Origin of the sequence: Legionella pneumophila subsp. pneumophila str. Philadelphia 1, assembly GCF_000008485.1 — a bacterium.
Taxonomy (GTDB): Bacteria; Pseudomonadota; Gammaproteobacteria; order Legionellales; family Legionellaceae; genus Legionella; species Legionella pneumophila.
Genome location: NC_002942.5, coordinates 3,341,022 through 3,363,989, shown reverse-complemented (window position 1 = coordinate 3,363,989; position 22,968 = coordinate 3,341,022). Strand labels below are relative to the sequence as shown.

The window sequence follows — 22,968 nt, the reverse complement described above, 5'->3', positions numbered from 1 at the left end:
TTTGAGTAAAAAGTATGTTTCGTGATGTACTGAAGACACTACCCCAATACCTTATTCCGAAACACGGTATCACTGCTTTAGCAGGGTATTTTGCTGACGTTAAGAACCCTCGTCTCAAGAATTTCCTAATTCAAAACTTTATTCGTAAGTTTGATGTCGACATGAGTGAGGCGCTTATTGAAGATCCTAAGTCTTATGACTGTTTTAATGATTTCTTTATTCGTCATTTAAAGCCGGAATGCCGTCCTCTTTCTCAGTCAGATGTGATTTGTCCAGTAGATGGTTGTATCAGCGAAATAGGCAAGATTGAACGAGGACAGTTATTGCAGGCTAAAGGCAAATATTATTCTGTACAAGAGCTTTTAGCCTGTGATGGGCAATTGGCCGAACAATTTGTGCAGGGACAATTCGCAACGCTATACTTATCGCCGAAAGATTACCACAGGGTACATATGCCAATAGATGCAGAACTCGTTTCAATGACTTATATTCCTGGTGCTTTGTTTTCCGTTCAACCAGCAACTACACGTGTTGTTCCTAAATTGTTCGCACGAAATGAAAGGCTTGCCATTTTTTTTAAAACGAAAATTGGTCCGATGGTGATGGTGATGGTTGGGGCTACTATTGTAGGTGCAATTGGAACCAGTTGGCATGGTGATGTCAAAAGATCAAAAGAATTAGAACGCTTTGATTATAGTGAGCAGTTTTTGGACAAGATTATATCTCAGGGAAGTGAAATGGGTTATTTTAAATTGGGATCTACGGTCGTTTTATTGTTTGCAAATGGAGAAAAAATACAATGGGATAAAGAATTATTGGCTGGTAGCAAGATTCAGTTGGGTAAACCAATGGCAATTATTACTTAATTAATGGTACCGAGAAGAGGACTCGAACCTCCACGGGGTTGCCCCCACTAGCACCTGAAGCTAGCGTGTCTACCAATTCCACCACCTCGGCATAGGGCGTTAAGTTACGCAAATTATAGTGTTCTGTCAATACAGAATTGCGCGAAATCAAAAAAGTATAAATTACTTGAGATTTATTGCTGCGAATAGGGGAACCCGGCTTTTAATATTCTTTCTCGTACTCCCTGCCATTCACTCGTATTGGGTGGTAGCTCGATAGCGATACAAATGGCATCGGATGTATCAGCTAATCTTAGTTGATAATACAAATCATAGGCCGATTTTTCAGGATGCATTCCCAGTGGATGAAAGAGATTAGTCTCGACACCAGGGGGTTGTCTATTCGCTATGACATAAACAGTCCCTTTGCGTTTTTGACAAAATTCGGAAAGGGTTTCATATTGATCAAAATAATATAAAGTTTTTTGTGGTTGATAATGGCTATCCAATTTACCAGGGACACGAATATTATTTTTTTGAGTCGAGCAACCTATGGCAATCGTTTCAGCAATAGTTTTTTCGTCTATTATTCCATGGCGTAAAATTTGATAAGAAACAGGATTGGTAGCATCTACAATGGTTGATTCAATACCCACACGACAGCGTCCTCCGTCCAGGATAGTTAACTCGGCATCATTAAATGATTGTTTAACGTGCAAAGCGGTTGTCGGGCTAATTTTTCCAAAAGGATTGGCAGAGGGTGCCACCACAGGAATATTTAATTTTTGTAACAATTTTTGTGTCAAGGGATGATCCGGGCATCTTATCGCTATGGTAGATTGACCACCGGTAATGAGCGGATTGATTTGATCTTTTTTACAATAGAATACCAGGGTCAATGGTCCAGGCCAGAACTTGCTAGCTAATTGATGCGCATACTCAGGTACCTCTTCCACGAGCTTATGCAGATCCCAATTGGAAGCAATATGAACAATCAAAGGATGATTTAAAGGTCTGCCTTTCATTTCAAACACAGCTCTGATGGCAGCATTATTGTTTATTGGTGCTGCCAATCCGTAAACCGTTTCAGTCGGTATAGCTACTGGTTTTCCTTGCTGTAAATCATGAATTGCCCGATTGAGATTGGTAGTAATTATGGACATATAAGGGGCTCGATAAAAAATAGTTATGTTTCAGGGTCTTTCTATCTGTTTTTAAGCTCAATTTAATAATAAGAATAAGCTTCTATAAATAAACTGGAGGGAATCAGGTAGGATCAATAACCTGATTTTCCCTCAACCCTATGCTGTAAATTCTATTGCGATAAACTAATAAATTTTAGTCTTTCTAAAAAATTAAAACTTAAATTCCAGCAATTTCTACATCGGTTTATTATAGAACATATGGTTCATATTGTGGAGTCCACATCGTTCTTTTTATAGAATCATCGATTTTATTATTGTTCATTGGCTCTATATGACCCTCTTTTATACCCTGTAAAATTACCGCTCTCGCTATATGTTGACTGACTTCTCTAATGGAATTTAATTCTGGGAGTAAGCGTCCTTCTCCGGTTCTGATTGCAGGTGCTAGCTCACTTAATGCAACTGCTGCTGCCATCATCATTAAATCAGTCACTCTTTTGGCTTGTCCTGCAACTACTCCAAGACCAACTCCCGGGAAAATGTAAGAATTATTGCATTGAGCTATCTCAATTTTATGACCATTAATTACAACTGGCTCAAAGGGACTGCCTGTTGCAATTAAAGCTTTACCAGCTGTCCAATTTAACAGATCTTGCGGGATTGCTTCTGCGCGAGACGTAGGATTTGATAAAGGAAAAATTATGGGGCGTTCACAATAGCTTAGCATGGTCTTGATCATTGCTTCCTTGAATTGGTTAGGTTGGCCAGACACCCCCAGGAGTATAGTCGGTTGGGCATTGTTAATAACGTCTGTTAACGTGATTTCTCCTTTTTTTTCTAATTTCCAATTTTGGAGACTGGTAGAAGAACGGACAAATCCTTTTTGAAATGGCAATAGATCTGTCATCTCATCATGTAAAAGTCCATACCTGTCAACTAAATAAAAACGTGATCTGGCTTCTTCTTCAGAAAGTCCCTGGTTCATCATGGCATGCACCAGCTGCTCACTGATCCCACAACCCGCTGATCCTGCACCTAATAAAGCAACTCGATGTTCCTTTAAAGGAGTATTAGTAACACGAGTTGCTGCTAGTATGGCGGCTACAGCAACAGAAGCAGTTCCTTGAATATCATCATTAAAAGTACAAAGTTGATTTTTATATCGCTCCAATAAAGGATAGGCATGTTGTTGTGCAAAATCTTCGAATTGTAATAGCACATGAGGCATATGGCGTTTTATACTTTGCACAAATTGATCAACAAAATCATCATACTCTTTGCCTGAAATCCGAGCGTGTCTCCACCCAATATATTCCGGATCGTCCAGACGCTCCTTATTATTGGTTCCTACATCCAGAATAATAGGTAAAGTGTTAGAAGGATGTATACCACCGCAACTGGTATAAAGAGACAATTTGCCTATAGGAATTCCCAATCCACCTGCTCCTTGATCTCCCAACCCCAAGATCCGTTCGCCATCAGTGACAACAATTACTTTGGTTGAACGAGTCGACGCAATGTTTTGTATGATGCTGTCCAGTTTGTCTCGCTCTGGATAACTTAGAAATACTCCTCTTGGTTGCCGATAAATGTGGGAAAACATTTCACAGGCTTGGCCGACAACCGGTGTGTATATAATGGGCAAAATATGAACCAGATTATCAATTATAAAACGATAAAAAAGTACTTCATTTCGGTCCTGCAAGGCACGTAAGTAAATGTGTTTCTCCAAAGGGTCCTCTTTGGCACTATAAGCGTCAAGGCAGCGAACTACTTGTTGTTCAAGGGTTTCCACTGTTGTTGGTATTAAACCATGCAAGGCAAATTCATCTCTTTCCTGGAGGCTAAATGCGGTACCTTTATTTAGTATGGGGTCTCTTAGTATGTCCATTCCCCTTTTTGTTACTTTGATTGCCATTAGAACACTCCTTGTGAATATTTGTAACCGAGAAATTTAAATCAGGACTTCTAAATAACTTCAATTCAACTCATTGATTTTAAGATGGAAGTTATTTACAAATTTTATAAATGCTAATTTATTGTTGTATTGTCATTCTCACATAGTTTCTAGTTTAGTCGATTTTTGTGATTTTGTGCTAATAGCGTATTTTGCCTTTTATTTTATGCCGGCATAAAATGATTAAAATTGGACTATTAGGATAATTGGTTTTGTTACTCAAATGCATAGAAAAAATAATTGATGAGTATTTTGCTGTAATTCCCAGGCACACACCGGAATTCGAAAATATCAACGGTGCGTTAATAATCGCGCATAGAGGAGCTCATAATAATGCAAGAGGGATAATTGAAAACACTCTGGAAGCATTTCAGAACGCAAAAGAGACCGGATGTTGGGGAATTGAACTGGATGTACACCTCACTAAGGACAAGGTGTTCGTTGTTAATCATGATCCTACCTTAAATCGATTATGGAACAAGGACATTGCTATTGCTGATCTGAATTTTAGTGAGTTACGGGCATTGGAGTGCAGAATCCCCTCGCTCTCTGAAGTAGTGAGTCAGTATGGAAATTCCATGCATTTATTTATTGAATTAAAAACAGCTATTGAGGAGGAAGAGATATTAGTGCAAACCCTGCAACATTTAACGCCATGTAAAGATTTTCATTTATTGACTTTACAGGAAACTACCTTTAAAAAATTGTGTTCTTTTCCTAGGCAATCTTTATTGCTTGTTGCAGTGCATAATAACGTTAAGAAATTTTGTGAATTAAGCATCAAGGAGGGGTATGGAGGCGTACTGGGTAATTATTTATTATTGACTAATAGGGCATTAAAATATTTACAAGATGCCAATCAACATTTTGGCGTGGGATTTGTTGATTCCAAAAACAGTCTGTATAGAGAATTAAATAGAGGGGTTAAATGGCTCTTTACTAATGAGGCAATAAACATTAATCAGTATTTAAATGACTTAAAAAATAGAATGTAATCATTTTGACAATACTCCTGCCTGTTTTTGACAATTCAATAATCATCACATAGTCTTAAATTAACAGTTCGATTTTATCATGTAGCAAGGATTAGTACCTTAAAGATAGCAGGTTTAAGGTCGGGACATTTTCGTGAGTGACGGCAGGGGGTACAATGACTCTAAAAATTACTTTTTTAGGTTCCGGATCATCCTTTGCTATTGGGCCAGAAAATTATCAATCCAATGTGCTTTTAGAGCTAGAAAACGATACTTTATTAATCGATGCAGGAACAGATATCAAATACTCATTACGAGATCAAGGATTGAGTTATAAAGATATAAAAAATATTTATATTAGCCACTTGCATTATGATCATTGCGGTGGATTGGAATGGTTCGCTCTAATAACCTATTTTGATCCTAATCTCTCGCACAAACCTTGTTTAATCGCTTCTGATAAAATTATTAACGAATTATGGGATAAAAGTTTATCCGGCGGGTTAAGCACCTTGCCTCATGAGAGAGCAAATCTTAGCGCTTTTTTTGATGTTAAGGCGGTAAAACAATATGAAGGTTTTGTTTGGCGATCAATAAAGTTTAAATTGGTACAAACAGTCCATTACTATAGTGAATATGAATTGATGCCAAGTTTTGGTTTGATATTTAGCTATAATAAATCACGCATCCTTTTTACATCAGACACACAAAGTTGTCCGGTACAGTTAATTTCCTTTTATGAGGAATCAGATATTATTTTTCATGATTGTGAAACTACAGAATCTAAAAGCGGGGTACATGCGCACTATTCAGAGCTCGTTAAACTTCCCTCTCATTTAAAGAAAAAAATGTGGCTATATCATTATAATCCAGGGAAATTGCCTAATGCCAAAAAGGATGGTTTCTTAGGTTTTGTTGCCAAGGGGCAAAGCTTTGTGTTTTGATGTAACTCACACACATGCTCCCGGACAATCCAGGGAGCATGTTGTCAGATACCAGATTAATTTAGCATACTGCGAGACAGCCAGGGAGAAAACAATTTCTATTCAATTGAGAGAAAGTTGTCTTCTCACTACTGATTGGTGAACTGGTTAATAGTACGAGTTATTCGATTGACCAATTCATCAATTTCATCTTCACTGATAATAAGTGGAGGTAATAATCTTACTACTGTTTCAGCTGTAATATTGAACAAAACTTGGTTTTCCAAACCCAGGACGCGCATGTCATTTGCAGGTCTGTCCAACTCTATTCCTATCATATAACCTTTACCACGTATAGCTTTTACATGGGGATGCTCTCCCAGGTTGCTAATTAATTTATCCATTAACAAAGCACTGTTTTTAGTGACGCGCTCACATAGCTTATCTCGTTCAATGACCTCCAGAACAGTCAAAGCCGTTGCACAAGCTAAAGGGTTGCCACCAAAAGTCGAGCCATGATTTCCAGGTTTAAATAAATCTTTAGCTCGCTTGCTCATTAAACAAGCCCCAATTGGCATACCGTTTCCAAGTCCTTTTGCCGTAGTAAGAATGTCAGGTTGTATGTCGTAATGCATACAAGAATAAAGCTTACCTGTTCTGCCATTTCCTGTTTGTATTTCATCCAAAATTAACATCCAGTCATTCTGCTCGCAAAGGTTAGCCAATGCACGCAGATAACCTTCCTCTGCGGGATAAATTCCCCCCTCGCCCTGAATCGGTTCTACCATAACTGCAACCACATCCTCTCTGTTGGCCGCAATAGTATGAATGGCATCAAGATCATTGAAGGGAGCACGAATAAACCCAGGGACCAAGGGTTCAAAACCAGCTTGAACTTTACGACTGCCTGATGCAGTTAAGGTGGCCATAGTGCGACCATGAAATGCTTTTTCCATTACAATAATAGAAGGCGTTTCAATTCCCTTTTTATGACCAAACAGACGAGTAAGTTTAATGGCTGCTTCATTAGCTTCTGCTCCAGAATTAGCAAAAAAAACCTGCTCCATTCGTGCCATTGAAGTGAGTTTGGCGGCTAATAATTCTTGTTCTTTAATATGAAAGACATTAGAAGTATGTATTAGCCTGGCTGCCTGCTCCTGTATGGTACGGGTGACATCAGGGTGTGCATGACCTAATCCACAAACTGCTATCCCGCTTAAGCCATCGAGGTATTTTTTCCCCTGCTCATCATACAACCACACGCCTTCTCCGTGCGTGAAGGTTACAGGCATTGGGCTGTAACTTGTAATTAAACTCATGATGTCTCCATAAACATAAAATTATCCGGTAGGGATTGCAACAAATCCAGCTTGTTATTTTATTTCAGATTACTGCTCGCAAAATCCCAATTAACTAATGACCAAAAGGCTTCAATATAATCCGGGCGCCTATTTCTATAATCGATGTAATAAGCGTGCTCCCATACGTCACAAGTTAATAAGGCATTTAATCCTTCAGTCATTGGTGTTCCAGCATTGCTTGTGTTGATAATTTTTAAAGCCCCTGACTGATCCTGGACTAGCCATGCCCACCCGGAACCGAATGTTGTAGCAGCTGTTTGTGAAAATTGTTCTTTGAATGCTGCAAAAGAACCAAAGCTTTTATTAATGGCTTCCGCCAGCCTGCCTTTTGGCTCACCTCCACCATTAGGGCTCATGCTGTGCCAATAAAAGGTGTGATTCCAAACCTGAGCGGCGTTGTTAAAAATACCGCCTTTAGCTTTCATGATGATCTCTTCCAGAGTCATGGATTCAAATTCTGTTCCGGGAATTAATTTATTTAAGTTGGTGACGTAAGTGTTATGGTGTTTACCATAATGGTATTCCAAGGTTTCTTTGGAAACATGAGGAGCCAGTGCATCCAATGCATAAGGTAATTGCGGCAGGGTAAAAGTCATATCAATCTCCAGGATTAAAAGTCTTTAGTTTATCAGGATAAGTGTGATATTCAATGTGCCATTACTGAGCGATTCAATATTTTTATAGTCTTGGCCATGGATACATTTCTGCTGGTATAATAATCTTTTACAAAATAGTGGATTTTAATTCTCGTCAAGGTGGGGATTTTTGGCACATTTAGTACTAAATTGGTATTTTATTGATCGTTAAGGTAGGGTAAAATATCAATATAAGAAAAAGATTGATAGGATTATCACAATAGAATCATTAGTTGCGACCTTGTTTGGTTTTCGACATAATTGGGTTTTTTATTTTATAAAAGGTGCATAGTGGATACTTTAGAAAAGATTAAAAAGCAAATTGCTGAAAATGCGATAATGCTCTACATGAAAGGCACTCCCAAGATGCCTCAATGCGGGTTTTCCGCTCGTGCAGTTCAGTGTATTGAGGCTTGTGGAGTAGACTTTGCCTATGTCGATATCCTTGCCAATCCTGATATTCGTCAAGTTTTACCACAATTTTCTGACTGGCCTACCTTTCCTCAACTTTATGTGAAAGGGGAATTAATTGGAGGATCTGACATCATAGCCGAAATGTTTCAGCAAGGAGAGTTAGAGCCTATGTTGCGTGATGCAGTAGCGGCATAATTTTAATAACAATTGTGGGATTTACTCACCCACCGCTAATGGAGATTATAGAATGAGTGTTTTAGTTGGGCGTAAAGCACCTGATTTTACTGTGGCTGCAGTAATGGGCAATGGGGAAATTGTTGATAAATTCAATTTACACGAACATTTGAAAGGCAAATACGGATTAGTTTTCTTTTATCCCCTGGATTTTACCTTTGTATGCCCTTCCGAGTTAATTGCTCTTGATCACCGTATTGAAGAATTCAAAAGACGTAATGTTGAGGTGGTTGCTGTATCTATTGATTCACATTTTACCCATAATGCGTATAGGAATACGCCTGTGAAAAATGGCGGAATAGGGCCTGTGAGATTTACTTTGGCAGCTGACATGACTCACAGTATTTGCCAATCCTATGGCGTAGAGCATCCAGTTGCTGGCGTGGCTTTCCGAGGCGCTTTTGTTATTGATACGAATGGCATGGTCCGTTCACAAATCGTCAATGACTTGCCGATAGGTAGAAATATTGATGAGATTCTTCGTATCATAGATGCAGTTCAATTCTTTGAAGAAAATGGTGAGGTGTGTCCTGCTGGCTGGCAAAAAGGACAAGCTGGCATGAAAGCATCTCCTAAAGGTGTTGCAGAATATTTGTCTGAGCATTCCGAGTCCTTGTAATATAAGGGCGAGGAAATAGAATTCTTTTGTTGTTGTGTTTTATTGTGAAGCATAACACAAGAAAATTTCTATCAAACTCCTGGGTTACTGTTTTAGGTAATCCAGGCTATTTATGTTTTTCTGATATCAGATGTTCAGCATTCGCCACTTGTTTATCATAAGGCAAAACAAATCAGCTGTTTTTTCCGCATCATAAATAGCAGAATGCGCCTCCTGGCTGTCAAAATGTAATCCGGCTGCTTGAGCTGCTTTGGCCAATACGGTTTCTCCAAAAATCAAACCCGCTAATGTTGCTGTATCAAAGCAAGTGAAGGCATGGAAAGGTGATTTTATCCCGGTTCTTTTGATTGCCGCTTTGATGAATAACAAATCAAACCAGGCATTATGCCCTACTAAAACAGCTCTTTGGCAACGGGTTTTTTTTAGCAAGTCATGGATGGGTTTGAATAATCGTTCAAGGGCAGTTTGTTCATCTACTGCAAAACGAAGAGGCTGGTAAGGATCTATTTGGTTGAATTCCAGTGATTTTTGATCCAGTTCTGCACCCGGGAAAGGTAAAATATGTTCAAAATAACTACTATCCTTTTTTAACAAGCCTTGCTCATCCATATCCAATAAAACAATACACATTTCCAGGAGAGCATTTTTTTGAGGGTCTATTCCCGCAGTTTCTACATCAACAACAACAGGCAAAAAGCCACGAAAGCGATTTTTAATGGTGTTACTTAGAATATTATTGCGAGAAACCATTAATACTCCAGTTTATAGTGTCTCCAGCAGCAATAGGCACAACATGAGTTGATCCAAATGGCATTGAGTTGGGGATAGTTTGAGGTGATTTAATGAGTTCCAATTGCTGTTGATTAATAGGGAGTTGGTAAAACTCTGCACCAAATCGACTAAGAAAATCATTAAGTTTTTTTAATTGGTTAAGTTCATCAAAGATCTGCGTGTAGAGCGCTACCGCATATGGAGCTGAATAAATACCGGCGCATCCACATGCATTTTCCTTGGCATTGATGGCATGAGGGGCACTGTCAGTGCCGGCAAAAAATTTTGGATTTCCGCTTGTCGCTGCAATTTGTAAGGCCTTTTGGTCTTTTTCGTGTTTTAAAATAGGCAAACAATAATAATGAGGTCTAATGCCCCCTGCGAGTAGCTTATTGCGATTATAAAGCAAATGGTGAGGAGTTATTGTTGCTGTAAGGTTAGCAGGCCCTTCAGAAACATAATCCACGGCAGTTTTAGTCGATATGTGCTCCAGCACGATTCTTAATTTGGGGAAATGTTTGGCGATAGGTTTCAGGTATTCATCAATAAATAATGCTTCACGCTCGAAAATATCGCTATGAGTGACTTCGCCATGAATTTGCAAGACTAAATTATTCGCTTGCAATGTTTCAAAAAGGGGGTAGAGTGCTTTCAAAGATTTAGCACCCTCTTCAGAATTTGTCGTCGCTCCAGCTGGATAAAGTTTTGCTCCAACTATATAAGAAAGAGAGGCGGCTTGCTGTAATTCTTCTGGTTTGACGGACTCATTTAAATAAAAAGTCATATAAGGAATAAAGGAGTTTTGTTTGGGAATGGCCGAAATGATTCTGTTTCTATAACTCTCAATTGCAGATAAATTGGTTAGTGCTGGTTTGAGATTGGGCATCACTAACGCTCTGGCAAAATGTTGGGCAGACGCCTGGACGGTATGAGTTAGAAACTCTCCATCCCTGAGATGGAGATGCCAATCGTCAGGGCGATTAATTATCAGAGTTTGCATAATAAAGGTTCCTGCATTATTGCCGATAAAAGAGAATAACATGAATTAGGCAATTTGGATGAGCAAAAAATGATTTCAGAGCATTTTATATGCAAGAAGGCAAAAATTATTGCAATGAGTTCTTTATTCATTACTACTGTCGTCTTTGCTGCTCCCTCTATCCAATACGCAAGCCCTATGGGAGAAGAAAATTGGCGTATGACAGGCAATCCTCTTCGATGTGGCTTGTCATTGACGATTCCAAATTATGGTATTGGCTACTTTGAGCAATACGCTACCCAATCCCCTCATTTCATTCTGCGTAAATGGGATCAAGTTCAACGGGTTTTACCTGCTCAAATTGTAGCAAGTCCCCCAGTGTGGAAACCGTTATTAACCAGATCTTATCTGGTAACCCGAACTTATATTAAACCCGGGGAGTATGGACTATTTTTAAATCGACAGCCCGCTTTAAAATTATTGACGTTTTTATCGCAAGGATATCAGGCAAGCTTTAACTATTTATCAGAGGAAGGATTTCGCACTACGGTTACACTCTCACCTATTCGGTTTCAAAAAGTGTATTCACAATATCAACGTTGTCTGAGTGGCCTGTTGCCTTTCAACTATGAGGATGTAAAAGAAAGCGTGTTTCATTTTGGGGTGGATAGTAAGTTATTGTCTGATGCTGATAAAGTGCAATTACGACGGATTGCCCAATACGTGGATGCTGATGTACAAATTGATGCCATTAAGATTATTGGTCATGCTGACGATAGCGGCCGTAAAGGTTACAATAATGCCATTTCACAATATCGAGCAGAGTCTGTGAAAAATTATTTGATTAGGCTTGGAGTACCTCAAAGAAAACTATCAATAACATGGGTAGGAGCTCTGCAACCGATAGCCAGGAATGATACTGACGAGGGGAGAGCTGCTAACAGACGTGTTGTTGTGACATTGATAAAAAAATAAATTTTGTGATTAAAAAAGTATCTTTTCATGATGGCATTTCATCCTCGAAAACCCCCTTCTTGGTCAACAAATTTCATTTGAAAGAGACATGATAATAATGTTAAAAAAATATAGATACTGTTCAAATTTAGTTATATCGTTATGAAAATATTGGAATTTTTAATAAATTTTCTTGACTTATTTAAAATCACTGCAGATACTCATATCGTTGCATGCTTCGAACCTAAGCGACGATGCGTGCTATTGACAACTCCAAATGGTGAGTTATCAATAAAATGGAAACTCAATAATAAACAAGTGGAGACAAGGCATGTTTAGTTTGAAAAAAACAGCAGTGGCAGTACTCGCCTTAGGAAGCGGTGCAGTGTTTGCTGGAACCATGGGACCAGTTTGCACCCCAGGTAATGTAACTGTTCCTTGCGAAAGAACTGCATGGGATATTGGTATCACCGCACTATATTTGCAACCAATCTATGATGCTGATTGGGGCTACAATGGTTTCACCCAAGTTGGTGGCTGGCGGCATTGGCATGATGTTGACCATGAGTGGGATTGGGGCTTCAAATTAGAAGGTTCTTATCACTTCAATACTGGTAATGACATCAATGTGAACTGGTATCATTTTGATAACGACAGTGATCACTGGTTTGATTTTGCTAACTGGCACAACTACAACAACAAGTGGGATGCAGTTAATGCTGAACTAGGTCAATTCGTAGATTTCAGCGCTAACAAGAAAATGCGTTTCCATGGCGGTGTTCAATATGCTCGCATTGAAGCTGATGTGAACCGTTATTTCAATAACTTTGCGTTTAACGGATTCAACTCCAAGTTCAACGGCTTTGGTCCTCGCACTGGTTTAGACATGAACTATGTATTTGGCAATGGCTTTGGTATTTATGCTAAAGGAGCTGCTGCTATTCTGGTTGGTACCAGCGATTTCTATGATGGAATAGGTTTCGTTACTGGTTCTAAAAATGCCATCGTTCCTGAGTTGGAAGCTAAGCTTGGCGCTGACTACACTTACGCAATGGCTCAAGGCGATTTGACTTTAGACGTTGGTTACATGTGGTTTAACTACTTCAACGCTATGCACAATACTGCTACTAATGGTCTTGAAACTGATTTCGCAGCTTCTGGTCCTTACATTGGCTTGAAGTATGTTGGTAATGTGTAATTTATTAAGTAATTAAGTTCTTTTTGAGCCCATCACCAAAATGATGGGCTTTTTTTTTGAAATGGAGTCCATATGTTGAAAAAGACAAGTTTAGCCCTATTGGGATTGGCTGCAAGTGGTTATGCATTGGCAGGAACTATGGGACCTGTTTGTACGCCTGGTAATGTCACTGTTCCCTGTGAAGCAAAACGTTGGGATTTAGGTGTGCAGGCACTCTATCTAAAACCAGTTTATGATGCCGATATGGCTTATAGACAAGTTCACGTAGCCCCTACAAGATATGATGATGATCAGGGTTGGGATTGGGGATACCGATTAGAGGGTTCTTATCACTTTAATACTGGTAATGATGTGACTCTTACATGGATTCACTACAGTGATTTTGCAAATCCTAGCGGTCTTGTCGGGCGAATTGATATCCCTCCATTGCCGCCTGCATTAGCGTTCCCACGGTTATTTAGCGCAATATACAAAAACAGATTTGAGCAAGTGAACCTGGTGATGGGGCAACATGCTGATTTTGGCTTGGTGAAGGATATGCGATTCTATGGTGGTTTACAGTACGCCAATATTGAAATTGATAATACGAACTATTATTTTGGTGCGTTTCCTCAGCTAGGCGGAGTCAACCTATTCGATAATACTGATTATAAAGGGGTAGGACCTGTTGTAGGAATCGATTATGCCTATGCCCTAACCAATGCATTGAGTGTCACTGCGAATGGAGCGGCTTCAGTTCTATACGGTAAGGGTAAATACAACATCGGCTATGTTGCATTGCCTACAGGCTCTTCTGGCGCAGTAGTGCGATCCATCTATGCAAATAAAAGAACGATAGTTCCCAGTCTGGAAGCTAAGCTTGGATTAAATTATGCTTACAATATGGCCCAAGGAGTATTAAATCTTGAGGGTGGTTATCAGGTAATGAACTATTTTAATGCCCTGCATACACAATTCCTGCAAAACATGGCAAACCCAGTAACCAATAGTGATTATGGACTCTATGGACCATATATTGGCGCAAAATATATTGGTAATGCCTAAACGAAGTCCTTTACTTAAATGCGTTCGTCATCGACGAACGCATTGCTTTAAAATACTGCTTAAAAATCTTGAAAAAAATTCTTTAACAAAAAATATAATCACGGTAATCCATTCTAAGTTTAACCAACTAAACCCCTAATTTATTGATGTATAGACAATAAACTATAAATGCATACAAATAAATCAATTTATTTTAAATTTTAGCGGAGTGATCCTATAGCCAGCCAGTAATTGCCGCGCTATAATCCGGTGGCTATCCGTTTAGGATGTAAAAATAATAAACAGGAGTACCCCGCATGAAGTTTAAAAAAATTATTTTGGCCCTCGCTTGTTTATCATCGCCATTATATGCGGATCAAGATCAACAACTGAAAAGTGAAATTCAACGATTACAGCATCAAGCAGAAGATTTACAAGCCCAACTCAACCGATTACAAAAACAATTAGCAAATCATAAAAGCTCTCAGCAAAAGCACGAGCAACAGGCCGCCGCAAAGCCTGCAGAACCACAGAGTAAGCCGACGGTTAAATCAGGGGCTGCAATAGAAGAAAAATATCACTCATCCAAAGTCGAAGTCCATGCGCCTGATGCCCACCCAGAGTCAATAAGCTTTTATCCAACAGCATTGATAGCCGATAACCGAGTGGTTACTTATATAGCAGGGACTCCTGTAGTAAGCTCGCCATTCCTAGGAGACCGGCCTGCGTTTGATGGCTCTGATTATATAGTAAACATTTCCAGTATTAACCGAGATGTACGTTTAATGCAGCAGCGACGCCGTTTATACAGAGCCTACCAAAAAATAGGCTACCCTATCCCTAATATGCCAATTATTTCATTAAGTGGTAAGGCAGAACCAGCAGCGACATTTAATAATCCATTTCGATCAACTAATACGGATGGTGATATCACGCTAGGCTCAAGTGAGCTGGACGTTGCTGCTGCATTGAATGAAAATGTCGAAGCTTATATTGCAATTGCCTATGATGAAAGCCCTCCCGCAATTGGCCCGCGGGTTAATAACTCGGCATTTAATTTGAATATGGGATTCGTGAACATTGGTAATTTGGATAAGAGCCCGTTGTATTTTACAGCAGGACAAGTCTATGTTCCTTTTGGCCGTTATTCCAGTGCAATGGTCAGTTCCCCTGTGACAATGAATTTAGCAAGGACCAAAACAAGGCCTGTCATTTTTGGCTATAAGTCTCAGGCTGATACCGGTCCTTTTGGCGCTGTCTATGGCTACAGAAGTGATACCACATTGGGTCGCTCAGGAGTCGGAGGCGTTAATTTAGGGTATATTTTCGGATTTGATAATGACATCAATGGTGAGGTAGGGGGCGGTTTCATTAGCTCTATTGCAGATGCCGGCGGTATGCAAAGCACAGGCGCCAACGTAGGAACAACGTTTGGTGGTTTTGGCTCCATAACAAACGGTAATGAAAACGTTCGAAAAACAAAAGCAGCTGATGTCCACGGTCACGTAGGGTATGATCGTTATAATCTGACTTTGGAATGGGTTGGTGCCATACAAAGTTTTAGACCCCAGGATTTAAGTTTTAATGGCCAAGGTGCCAGACCCCAAGCTGCCCAAGCAGAACTCGGTATGACTTTTATGGCTTTTAACAGACCAGCCTCCATAGGAGTTGGTTATCAGTGGACAAAAGAAGCATTAGCACTGAATCTACCTAAACGACGCTATGTCGGAGTGTTTAACATTTCCATTTGGAAAGACACAGTCGAGAGTATTGAGTACAGGCATGATATTGATTATGGACTTACTCAGTTCGCTAATGGTGCTGCACCTCAAGGTTTTGTTAATCTTCCGACTTTGGGTACAGGAAAATCTGCCGATACTGTTTCAGCCCAAATTGGTGTTTATTTCTAAATTATTTCCATTCAAATAGCAGGCTTGTAACAATTCAATCGGTTACAAGCTGATGTGTTTAGGGGGCTGCTTACACCGGATGCGGGGTAAGTATCCTGCCCAGTTCAACTCACTTTGATAATACTGAATTGACGTGACCAGCCCCTTTGTTTTTTTCAACCTGTGCTATCTTTTATTTTATAACTACCTCTTAAAGGGATGTAAAAATGCATCGGGATTGCGTCAGGCAAGAGGGACTGCACAAACTCAATAATTTTTTCTGCAAATTGGCTGTGGTAAAAAGAATTTTGCAAGGAATGATATTCAAAAGAAGACTATCTGATTCAGTTCATGAGGATTCAGATTCTGTTGCAACAAAACAATCCCCAGCCTCAGTAACGTGTGAAAAGGGACTGAGTAAATTAATGCAAACAAGCTGTATTTTTATATTCCTTACCTTGTTCCTTTTGATTGGATTGCAAACTTCATTTGCAGCAAAAATTGTAGAATTGAATATAAAAGGACCAATTGGGCCTGCTACAGTAGATTATATGGAAAGAGGTATTAAAAGCGCTCAAGATGCTGATTTGATAGTGATTTTAATCGATACACCAGGTGGTTTATATGATTCAACACGAAATATCATTCAGTTATTTTTACTTTCTGATGTGCCCATAGTGACTTATGTAAGTCCTACTGGAGCAAGGGCTGCGAGTGCAGGAACTTATTTAATGTATGCGAGTACAATAGCGGCTATGGCACCTGGCACTCAAATGGGGGCTGCAAGTCCTGTCAGCCTTGGCACAGGATTCAGTGAAGGTGAAAAAGATGAGAAAAAAAAATCAACCATGGAAAATAAGGTAACTCATGATGCTGTCGCTACAATAAGGTCACTTGCTCAACTAAGAGGACGCGATCCTGATTTTGCTGAAAAGGCAGTGACAGAAGGTAAATCCATAACAGCGAATGAAGCCCTCAGCAAGGGAGTGGTCAATTATATTGCAAAAAATAGAGATGATTTATTGTCTCAAATCCATGGAATAAAAGTCAGTCAAAATAACAAGACAATAACTATTAATACCGAAAGCCCTGACATTCAAGTAATCAATCCAGATTGGAGAACCCGCTTTCTATCAGTCATTACCAACCCTACAGTGGCTTATTTATTATTGCTACTTGGAATTTATGGAATTTTCTTTGAATTGGTGAATCCAGGTTATGTTTTACCTGGAGTGGTTGGCGCAGTTTCAATGCTTTTTGCGCTGTATGCGCTGCAGCTGTTGCCTATAAACTACGCGGGTTTGGGCTTGATTATTTTAGGTATTTTATTTGTCATAGCCGAGGCATTTACCCCAAGTTTTGGAGCGTTAGGTGTAGGAGGAACTGTTTCTTTTATTTTGGGTTCCATTATGCTGATGAACACGGAGCACCTGGCTTTTCAGATAGCGTGGTCAGCAATTTGGGCTATGGCAGTTCTGAATATATTGATTTTTGTTTTGGTTCTGGGGATGTTAATTAAATCTCGAAACCAAAAAATAAGACATGGCCTGGAAACGTTGGTGGGTGCAAAAGGCAGAGCGTTAGGAGACATTAATCTGGAAGGCCAGGCTGTAATTAAGGGAGAGATTTGGAATGTCCATTCAAGCTCGCCCATTGCGGCAAATAAAAGTGTTAAAGTCACGCGAGCATCAGGATTATTGTTGGAAGTGGAGGAAGATCAGTCGGTTTATTAGTTGGTTATTCCATGTTGAATGAAAGGGATTAAGGAGAATGAGATGGGACCATTTCTGGTTATATTACTGGTAGCGATAGGCTTGCTACTGGCTTCAATGTTCAAGGTATTTCGGGAATATGAGCGTGGGGTGGTTTTTATGCTGGGTCGGTTTTGGCGCGTTAAAGGTCCGGGATTGATAATCATTATCCCAATTATTCAACAAGTGGTACGTGTTGATTTGCGAACCATAGTCATGGATGTACCCAGTCAAGATGTTATCTCAAGAGATAACGTTTCTGTACGCGTCAATGCTGTGGTGTATTTTCGCGTTGTTGTTCCTGAAAATGCAATCATCCAGGTAGAAAATTATTTTGAAGCAACCAGCCAATTGGCGCAAACCACATTGCGATCAGTATTAGGTCAACATGATTTGGATGATATGTTGGCTGAACGTGAGCAACTGAATAGTGATGTGCAAAAAATTCTTGATGCCCAAACAGAAAGCTGGGGAATCAAAGTTTCAAATGTTGAAATCAAGAAGGTGGATTTGGATGAAAGTATGATAAGGGCAATAGCCAAACAGGCTGAAGCGGAAAGAGACAGGAGAGCGAAAGTCATCCATGCGGAGGGAGAGCTGCAAGCTTCGGAAAAGTTATTACAAGCCTCTCAAGTACTAGCCCAGCAACCCCAGGCAATGCAGCTAAGATATTTGCAAACTTTAGCCACTATAGCGGTTAATAACAATTCAACGATAATTTTCCCTATGCCAATGGAGATAGGTGATATATTAACTTCCATGGCCGGCAAGAAAAAATAGACCTTGAACAGTGGCATAAGCCCCAAATATACCTAAGTGTATAGAGTGCTGCCATTGGATATGAGAATATGGTGATGAGTTTTTTTATTCCACAACAGGTTGTGGTATCAGTATTTTTTTAAAATGAGGGCTTTTATCGAAGTTTCAATCATCTTATTCTGTATAATTTCCCAAAACAAACTTTCGTTTCATTGACTTTTATGATAGAAATCTATCTTTTTAAGAAAAGAGGAATATCGTGTCAATCAAATCAGACAGATGGATAGAGAAAATGGCCCTTGAGCATGGGATGATTTCTCCATTTCAGGCCGGTCAAGTGCGAGAAAACCAAAATGGTAGGATTATTTCTTATGGCGTCTCCAGTTATGGGTATGATGTTCGCTGTTCGAATGAATTCAAGATTTTTACGAATATTAATTCAGCGATTGTTGATCCCAAGGCGTTTGATGAAAATAGCTTTGTAGATGTTCAGTCTGATGTCTGCATTATTCCCCCCAACTCGTTTGCCTTGGCAAGAACTGTCGAATATTTTCGTATACCCCGCAATATATTAACGATATGCTTAGGTAAATCCACTTACGCTCGTTGCGGGATTATAGTGAATGTTACTCCTCTGGAACCGGAATGGGAGGGGCATGTTACTCTCGAGTTCTCCAATACGACCACTTTGCCAGCCAAGATTTATGCGTATGAGGGAGTTGCTCAAATGCTGTTTTTAGAGGCTAATGAGGTTTGTGCTGTTTCTTATCGTGATCGAAACGGAAAGTACCAGGGACAAACCGGGGTTACACTACCACGCACTTAGGATGAAAAATAAAATTTAATCTTTATCCAAAAGTGGGAACTTGGCTCGCGACGAATTGACTCGCTCTCGTAATTCCTTTCCAGGTTTAAAGTGAGGACTGTATTTTGCCTCTGTTACTACTTTTTCACCCGTTTTAGGATTATGAGCATTTCGCGGTGGTCGGTAATGAAGAGAAAAACTGCCAAAGCCACGAATTTCTATTCTTTGGCCATGGATAAGTGCTTCACTCATTAATTCAAGTATTCTGTTGATGCCATCGGCTACTTGCTTTTCAGTAAGATGCGTCATTCGAGCAGCGATGTGTTCAATGAGTTCGGATTTAATCATATACTCACCTCGTTTTGTCGCGTATTTAATAGACCGATTGCATCCTCTATTATTTTAGCTTGGTTGCCTATGTTTCTATTCGCTTTGTATCTTGAAACACGGGTGGCCGATACTAAAATAAACTCCACGAGCTGAGCAACTGGCCTAATGTCTGCTACCAAGACACATCAGGCGCTGACAATTTCCCATTTGATTTTATAAGTATAGTTCGGGTAAAAAATTATTCAATGTTTTCAAGCTGGTTAGTAAAAATTAGTTTTCTTTCTTATGAATGAATGCGAAAACTACACCCCAACTCATTTGTATTTTAGCGCGAGTAACTAATTTAAAACGACTGGATGATAAGGTTTTGCTAGTAGTAATGACGGTTGAAAGTTGTGGCAGGCTATTGAGACGGGTGTTAAGGGCTTCCCAGGTTGCACCGAATAAGGTACTTGAATTAATAAATATTAAGGTCGCCTCAGATAAATCAACGGTTAGAAAATCACCCAATATAAATGAGACTTTTTTGCTGCTCTCTGTATAGCCTTCCATAGCCGCCAATTTCTGGAGACGCTCGCAAGCACATTGATGTAAGTTAGGGAACAATTCGATACCTACACTTTTATGGACTGGATATACCATAGCGCAGGCGACAACAGCCTTACCAGTTCCAGAGCCAAGATCATAAAAAACAGTATTGTGATCAATATTGACCATTGATAATAAAGCAGTGAACGGTAAAAACTCAATTTCCCCATACACATATTCTATTGCATCTCGATTCTTTCTTGCTTGTTGGGAAATCATGAAGCCATTAACATCACCGTACAGGAGATGAAAAATTTGAGCATGATGCTTTAAATTTAGTTTTTTTTGCCATCGGTTAATGCGCAACTCTTTTCTTGCCTTATCAAAACAAAGCCAAAAAAGAATGAGAAACAGAATAAGGCATAAAAAAAGCGTTTTTGACGATATGAAATCAAGCACAGTATTATCCTGGTTTCAGACCATCTTCATTCAAGATTTTTGCCTTTTCCTTTTGACTTAATTTTGGCCATGCTTGAAGAAGAACTTTACCAGCCTGGCGTTCACTCATGGCTTGGTGATGCATTTCCCAAGGCATTTCATCATTAAGGTAAATGACTATCACGAAGGCAGTGAGTACGGTGATTAACATGGCAAAAAGACCTACTTTGAATTGAAGCATATTAAGCATTTTATTGCTTTTGTTTATGGCATCGTTTGCAACTCGGTCGACATGGTCACAGCTTTCGTTAGCGATGCGATGAAAGTGTTGAACATCGTATTTAGATAGTTGCATAGTCAGTGTTTGAGTTGCTTGACCAGTATGCCTTTCGATTCTATCAATGCAGTTTTCTGTTAGGGCATTGAGCCTTTCTTGTTGTTGTTGGAAGATTTGGGTAAATTGATTGCAAGTTCTTTCTAAAGAATGTAAATGTGTTTCGCCTTGAGCCAGTGCCTTTTCAGCACTTATTTTAAAATGGGTTACTCCTGATTGAGAAATAAGGTTTTGCATTGAAGTTAATTCATTTTGTAGTGATTGAGCGATATGTAGAACTCGCCCAGCCTGTTGCTCAATTTCCTCTCGCCATTCCATCATTTTCGCTTCGACAAACTCAAAATAGGCAATAAATTCTCCAGTATGTCTCAGCAACTCTTTAATGCGAGCCAAGTCATCTTCCTGATAATGCTCCATGCCTCTCTCCTTACTAAATTCATAGTCAGAGAATCTTCAAATAGACCTCTCGCATAATCTATCCTTTTCATTTTATTGCCGCGTTGCAAACGTTTCTATGTTTGCACTTTGCCTAAAACAAAATAATCAGTTTATACAAGAGAGCTAATAATATCCTTTGATGCATCTTGCCTCTTTGGCTGTGAATTTAGAATTATGATGTTCCATATTATATTATATCCATAACTTTATTTTGGAAACGGCAATTTTTGCCTAAAATTCTCACTCAATTTTCGTTATTAGTTCCATAAATTCTAGATGGGTACAGTATAGTCATGCCTCATAAAGTTGGCATTATTTATGCTTGAATGTAATATACTCGGCATATACTTTCTTTATTATTAAAATCCACTGAGACGAGTTGTCGGTTTGCAGAAATAATCGAAGCTCAATGGCATTATATGAAAATGAGCGGTGGTTTAAAAATGATGTGGTCAAGAGAAACGCCCTGCGTTAAAAGTTTCAGTAGACTGTAAAAACTTTGTTAATATTTCCTTAATCTGGATTGATTAGAATGAAGATATAAGTTGGGATAGGAGAACATTATGCCAAGAGCTAGGTTCTTTAAAGCAGAAACTAATAGTTCGCAAGTACAGCAAAGCTTTATTAATGTGGGCGGAGAGCAGTTTCATGCGGCTGCAGTTGCTTTAATTGATTATTTTAAGAGATCCCCACGCATTAATGATGATACTTTGAAAAAAATACTGGAGCGTTTCTACTTTCATTTTCCAAAATACATTCCCAGCCAACCTTATTTGACCCCCTCCGAACGCATGAGTATGTTGATTAATGGGGCACGGAAGTCAGAAATTGTCGAATGTTTTGCTTATGTATTACGCCAATTGGCTATAGATGAGATTTATGCAAAACCTCTCAATTATCGTGATATCTTTGCTGAATTCGACCGCGACACGCCAAAATCATTGTTACGTCAACCATCTACTCCTCTCCCAGCCAGTGCTTTGAGAGCCCTTTCTCATGTAATTGGTACAAACATCACTTTATCTGTTGTGGAAAATGGCAAGGAATTGAGGAAACGTGAAGTGTATGTTGGGGATAATCTGAATAGTGCAAAACCCGGGATAACCATTCAGGTCCAGCAAAATAACAGGTATTTCCCTGCCGTGAAAAATAAAGGTGATTTTGTTTATGTAGGGCAATTGGCAGTAAGCCCCCCCAAACCAGTAGAAAGCTCCAATACAAGTGGGAAAGATACTATCGCTGATATGGTTGATTTAATTGCGTCTGATAATAAAAAATTATTACAGACCTATAAACAATGGCATCAGAACTTCCTAACCATGCTTAAATTAGGCGAAATAACAACCCAGAGGATGATCAATCTTTACATCAAGTTTTTACCTTCAGAAAAAGGCTTAGTTGTTGACTCAGCAGAATTTTTTTCCAGGTTATCAGAAGATTCTGACAAGCCGGTTATTCCTGATTATTCCGGTGAAAACAAGGATGGAGTCAATCAGTTATTGGCTTCTGCGCTGGCTGGATGGATTAGTGCCAGACAGGTCGATGTTGATCAATTGTTTGATCATTTAGAAAATCGACCTTCTTCAGTATCCATGTCTGTTGGTTAAAGTGTGTTGGCAATCCGGATCATTTTTTCAAAGCGGATTGTCAACGATCATTTTTTG

The 22,968-nt window shown here is 39.3% G+C and carries 22 protein-coding genes and 1 tRNA gene; 13 read left to right on the top strand and 10 right to left on the bottom strand.

What is annotated here, in order from left to right:
* Positions 1 to 14: 14 nt before the first annotated feature.
* The gene (asd, locus tag LPG_RS15045) at positions 15 to 866 is read left to right on the top strand and encodes an archaetidylserine decarboxylase (RefSeq protein ID WP_010948658.1); all 852 of its coding nucleotides are present in this window, start codon (positions 15 to 17) and stop codon (positions 864 to 866) included.
* 4 nt (positions 867 to 870) lie between these two features.
* Here asd and LPG_RS15040 read toward each other — a convergent pair.
* The 3 genes from LPG_RS15040 to LPG_RS15030 all read right to left on the bottom strand — a co-directional run bounded on the left by LPG_RS15040 (position 871) and on the right by LPG_RS15030 (position 3,908).
* Positions 871 to 957, bottom strand: a tRNA-Leu gene (locus tag LPG_RS15040).
* Positions 958 to 1,039: 82 nt separating this feature from the next.
* Complete coding sequence (locus LPG_RS15035; protein WP_010948657.1) at positions 1,040 to 2,008, bottom strand: L-threonylcarbamoyladenylate synthase; 969 nt, start codon at positions 2,006 to 2,008, stop codon at positions 1,040 to 1,042.
* Between the two features lie 229 nt (positions 2,009 to 2,237).
* Complete coding sequence (locus LPG_RS15030) at positions 2,238 to 3,908, bottom strand: NAD-dependent malic enzyme (protein ID WP_010948656.1); 1,671 nt, start codon at positions 3,906 to 3,908, stop codon at positions 2,238 to 2,240.
* Between the two features lie 251 nt (positions 3,909 to 4,159).
* On the opposite strand from LPG_RS15030, the gene LPG_RS15025 reads away from it, so the two are divergent.
* Entirely contained in the window at positions 4,160 to 4,942 is a 783-nt protein-coding gene (locus tag LPG_RS15025) for a glycerophosphodiester phosphodiesterase (RefSeq protein ID WP_025862421.1), read from the top strand.
* Positions 4,943 to 5,097: 155 nt separating this feature from the next.
* Positions 5,098 to 5,865 carry an MBL fold metallo-hydrolase gene (locus tag LPG_RS15020; RefSeq protein ID WP_011216809.1) on the top strand — a complete coding sequence of 256 codons (768 nt, stop codon included), beginning with the start codon at positions 5,098 to 5,100 and terminating at the stop codon, positions 5,863 to 5,865.
* Positions 5,866 to 5,993: 128 nt separating this feature from the next.
* On the opposite strand, the gene LPG_RS15015 is transcribed toward LPG_RS15020, so the two are convergent.
* Positions 5,994 to 7,163, bottom strand: a complete 1,170-nt coding sequence (locus LPG_RS15015; RefSeq protein ID WP_010948653.1) for an aspartate aminotransferase family protein — start codon at positions 7,161 to 7,163, stop codon at positions 5,994 to 5,996.
* A gap of 59 nt (positions 7,164 to 7,222) precedes the next feature.
* Entirely contained in the window at positions 7,223 to 7,801 is a 579-nt protein-coding gene (gene sodB, locus LPG_RS15010; RefSeq protein WP_016357051.1) for a superoxide dismutase [Fe], read from the bottom strand.
* A 330-nt stretch (positions 7,802 to 8,131) separates the two neighbouring features.
* On the opposite strand from sodB, the gene grxD reads away from it, so the two are divergent.
* Together grxD and LPG_RS15000 are read left to right on the top strand one after the other, a co-directional pair.
* Positions 8,132 to 8,449 (top strand): Grx4 family monothiol glutaredoxin, encoded by a 318-nt coding sequence (gene grxD, locus LPG_RS15005; RefSeq protein ID WP_011947866.1) that lies wholly within the window; start codon positions 8,132 to 8,134, stop codon positions 8,447 to 8,449.
* Positions 8,450 to 8,501: 52 nt separating this feature from the next.
* Positions 8,502 to 9,107, top strand: coding sequence for a peroxiredoxin (locus LPG_RS15000; RefSeq protein ID WP_010948650.1), 606 nt, complete (start codon positions 8,502 to 8,504; stop codon positions 9,105 to 9,107).
* Positions 9,108 to 9,233: 126 nt separating this feature from the next.
* Here the strand turns inward: LPG_RS15000 and rnt are convergent, their stop codons facing one another.
* Positions 9,234 to 9,857, bottom strand: a complete 624-nt coding sequence (rnt, locus tag LPG_RS14995; protein WP_010948649.1) for a ribonuclease T — start codon at positions 9,855 to 9,857, stop codon at positions 9,234 to 9,236.
* Complete coding sequence (pyrC, locus tag LPG_RS14990; RefSeq protein ID WP_025862420.1) at positions 9,841 to 10,878, bottom strand: dihydroorotase; 1,038 nt, start codon at positions 10,876 to 10,878, stop codon at positions 9,841 to 9,843. Before pyrC ends, rnt begins: the two co-directional genes overlap by 17 nt.
* A gap of 69 nt (positions 10,879 to 10,947) precedes the next feature.
* Between pyrC and LPG_RS14985 the strand changes: the two genes are divergently transcribed.
* The 7 genes from LPG_RS14985 (at position 10,948) to dcd (ending at position 19,257) form a co-directional block, all read left to right on the top strand.
* Positions 10,948 to 11,832: a flagellar protein MotY gene (locus tag LPG_RS14985; protein WP_016357050.1), complete on the top strand. Its 885-nt coding sequence runs from the start codon at positions 10,948 to 10,950 to the stop codon at positions 11,830 to 11,832.
* Between the two features lie 310 nt (positions 11,833 to 12,142).
* Positions 12,143 to 13,009, top strand: coding sequence for an Lpg1974 family pore-forming outer membrane protein (locus LPG_RS14980; RefSeq protein WP_010948646.1), 867 nt, complete (start codon positions 12,143 to 12,145; stop codon positions 13,007 to 13,009).
* Positions 13,010 to 13,081: 72 nt separating this feature from the next.
* Positions 13,082 to 14,053 carry an Lpg1974 family pore-forming outer membrane protein gene (locus LPG_RS14975; protein WP_010948645.1) on the top strand — a complete coding sequence of 324 codons (972 nt, stop codon included), beginning with the start codon at positions 13,082 to 13,084 and terminating at the stop codon, positions 14,051 to 14,053.
* A 296-nt stretch (positions 14,054 to 14,349) separates the two neighbouring features.
* Positions 14,350 to 15,942 carry a FlxA-like family protein gene (locus LPG_RS14970; RefSeq protein ID WP_010948644.1) on the top strand — a complete coding sequence of 531 codons (1,593 nt, stop codon included), beginning with the start codon at positions 14,350 to 14,352 and terminating at the stop codon, positions 15,940 to 15,942.
* A 206-nt stretch (positions 15,943 to 16,148) separates the two neighbouring features.
* Positions 16,149 to 17,654 carry an NfeD family protein gene (locus LPG_RS14965; RefSeq protein WP_010948643.1) on the top strand — a complete coding sequence of 502 codons (1,506 nt, stop codon included), beginning with the start codon at positions 16,149 to 16,151 and terminating at the stop codon, positions 17,652 to 17,654.
* 42 nt (positions 17,655 to 17,696) lie between these two features.
* Complete coding sequence (locus LPG_RS14960; RefSeq protein ID WP_011216798.1) at positions 17,697 to 18,452, top strand: slipin family protein; 756 nt, start codon at positions 17,697 to 17,699, stop codon at positions 18,450 to 18,452.
* Between the two features lie 238 nt (positions 18,453 to 18,690).
* Positions 18,691 to 19,257 (top strand): dCTP deaminase, encoded by a 567-nt coding sequence (dcd, locus tag LPG_RS14955; protein WP_010948641.1) that lies wholly within the window; start codon positions 18,691 to 18,693, stop codon positions 19,255 to 19,257.
* 15 nt (positions 19,258 to 19,272) lie between these two features.
* Here the strand turns inward: dcd and LPG_RS14950 are convergent, their stop codons facing one another.
* The 3 genes from LPG_RS14950 to LPG_RS14940 all read right to left on the bottom strand — a co-directional run bounded on the left by LPG_RS14950 (position 19,273) and on the right by LPG_RS14940 (position 21,283).
* Positions 19,273 to 19,584, bottom strand: coding sequence for an integration host factor subunit beta (locus LPG_RS14950; RefSeq protein WP_010948640.1), 312 nt, complete (start codon positions 19,582 to 19,584; stop codon positions 19,273 to 19,275).
* Positions 19,585 to 19,836: 252 nt separating this feature from the next.
* A complete protein-coding gene (locus LPG_RS14945) occupies positions 19,837 to 20,553 on the bottom strand; it encodes a methyltransferase (protein WP_010948639.1) in 717 nt (238 codons plus the stop codon).
* 4 nt (positions 20,554 to 20,557) lie between these two features.
* The gene (locus LPG_RS14940; RefSeq protein WP_010948638.1) at positions 20,558 to 21,283 is read right to left on the bottom strand and encodes a hypothetical protein; all 726 of its coding nucleotides are present in this window, start codon (positions 21,281 to 21,283) and stop codon (positions 20,558 to 20,560) included.
* A 584-nt stretch (positions 21,284 to 21,867) separates the two neighbouring features.
* Between LPG_RS14940 and LPG_RS14935 the strand changes: the two genes are divergently transcribed.
* A complete protein-coding gene (locus LPG_RS14935; protein WP_010948637.1) occupies positions 21,868 to 22,911 on the top strand; it encodes a hypothetical protein in 1,044 nt (347 codons plus the stop codon).
* The last annotated feature ends 57 nt before the right edge of the window (positions 22,912 to 22,968 follow it).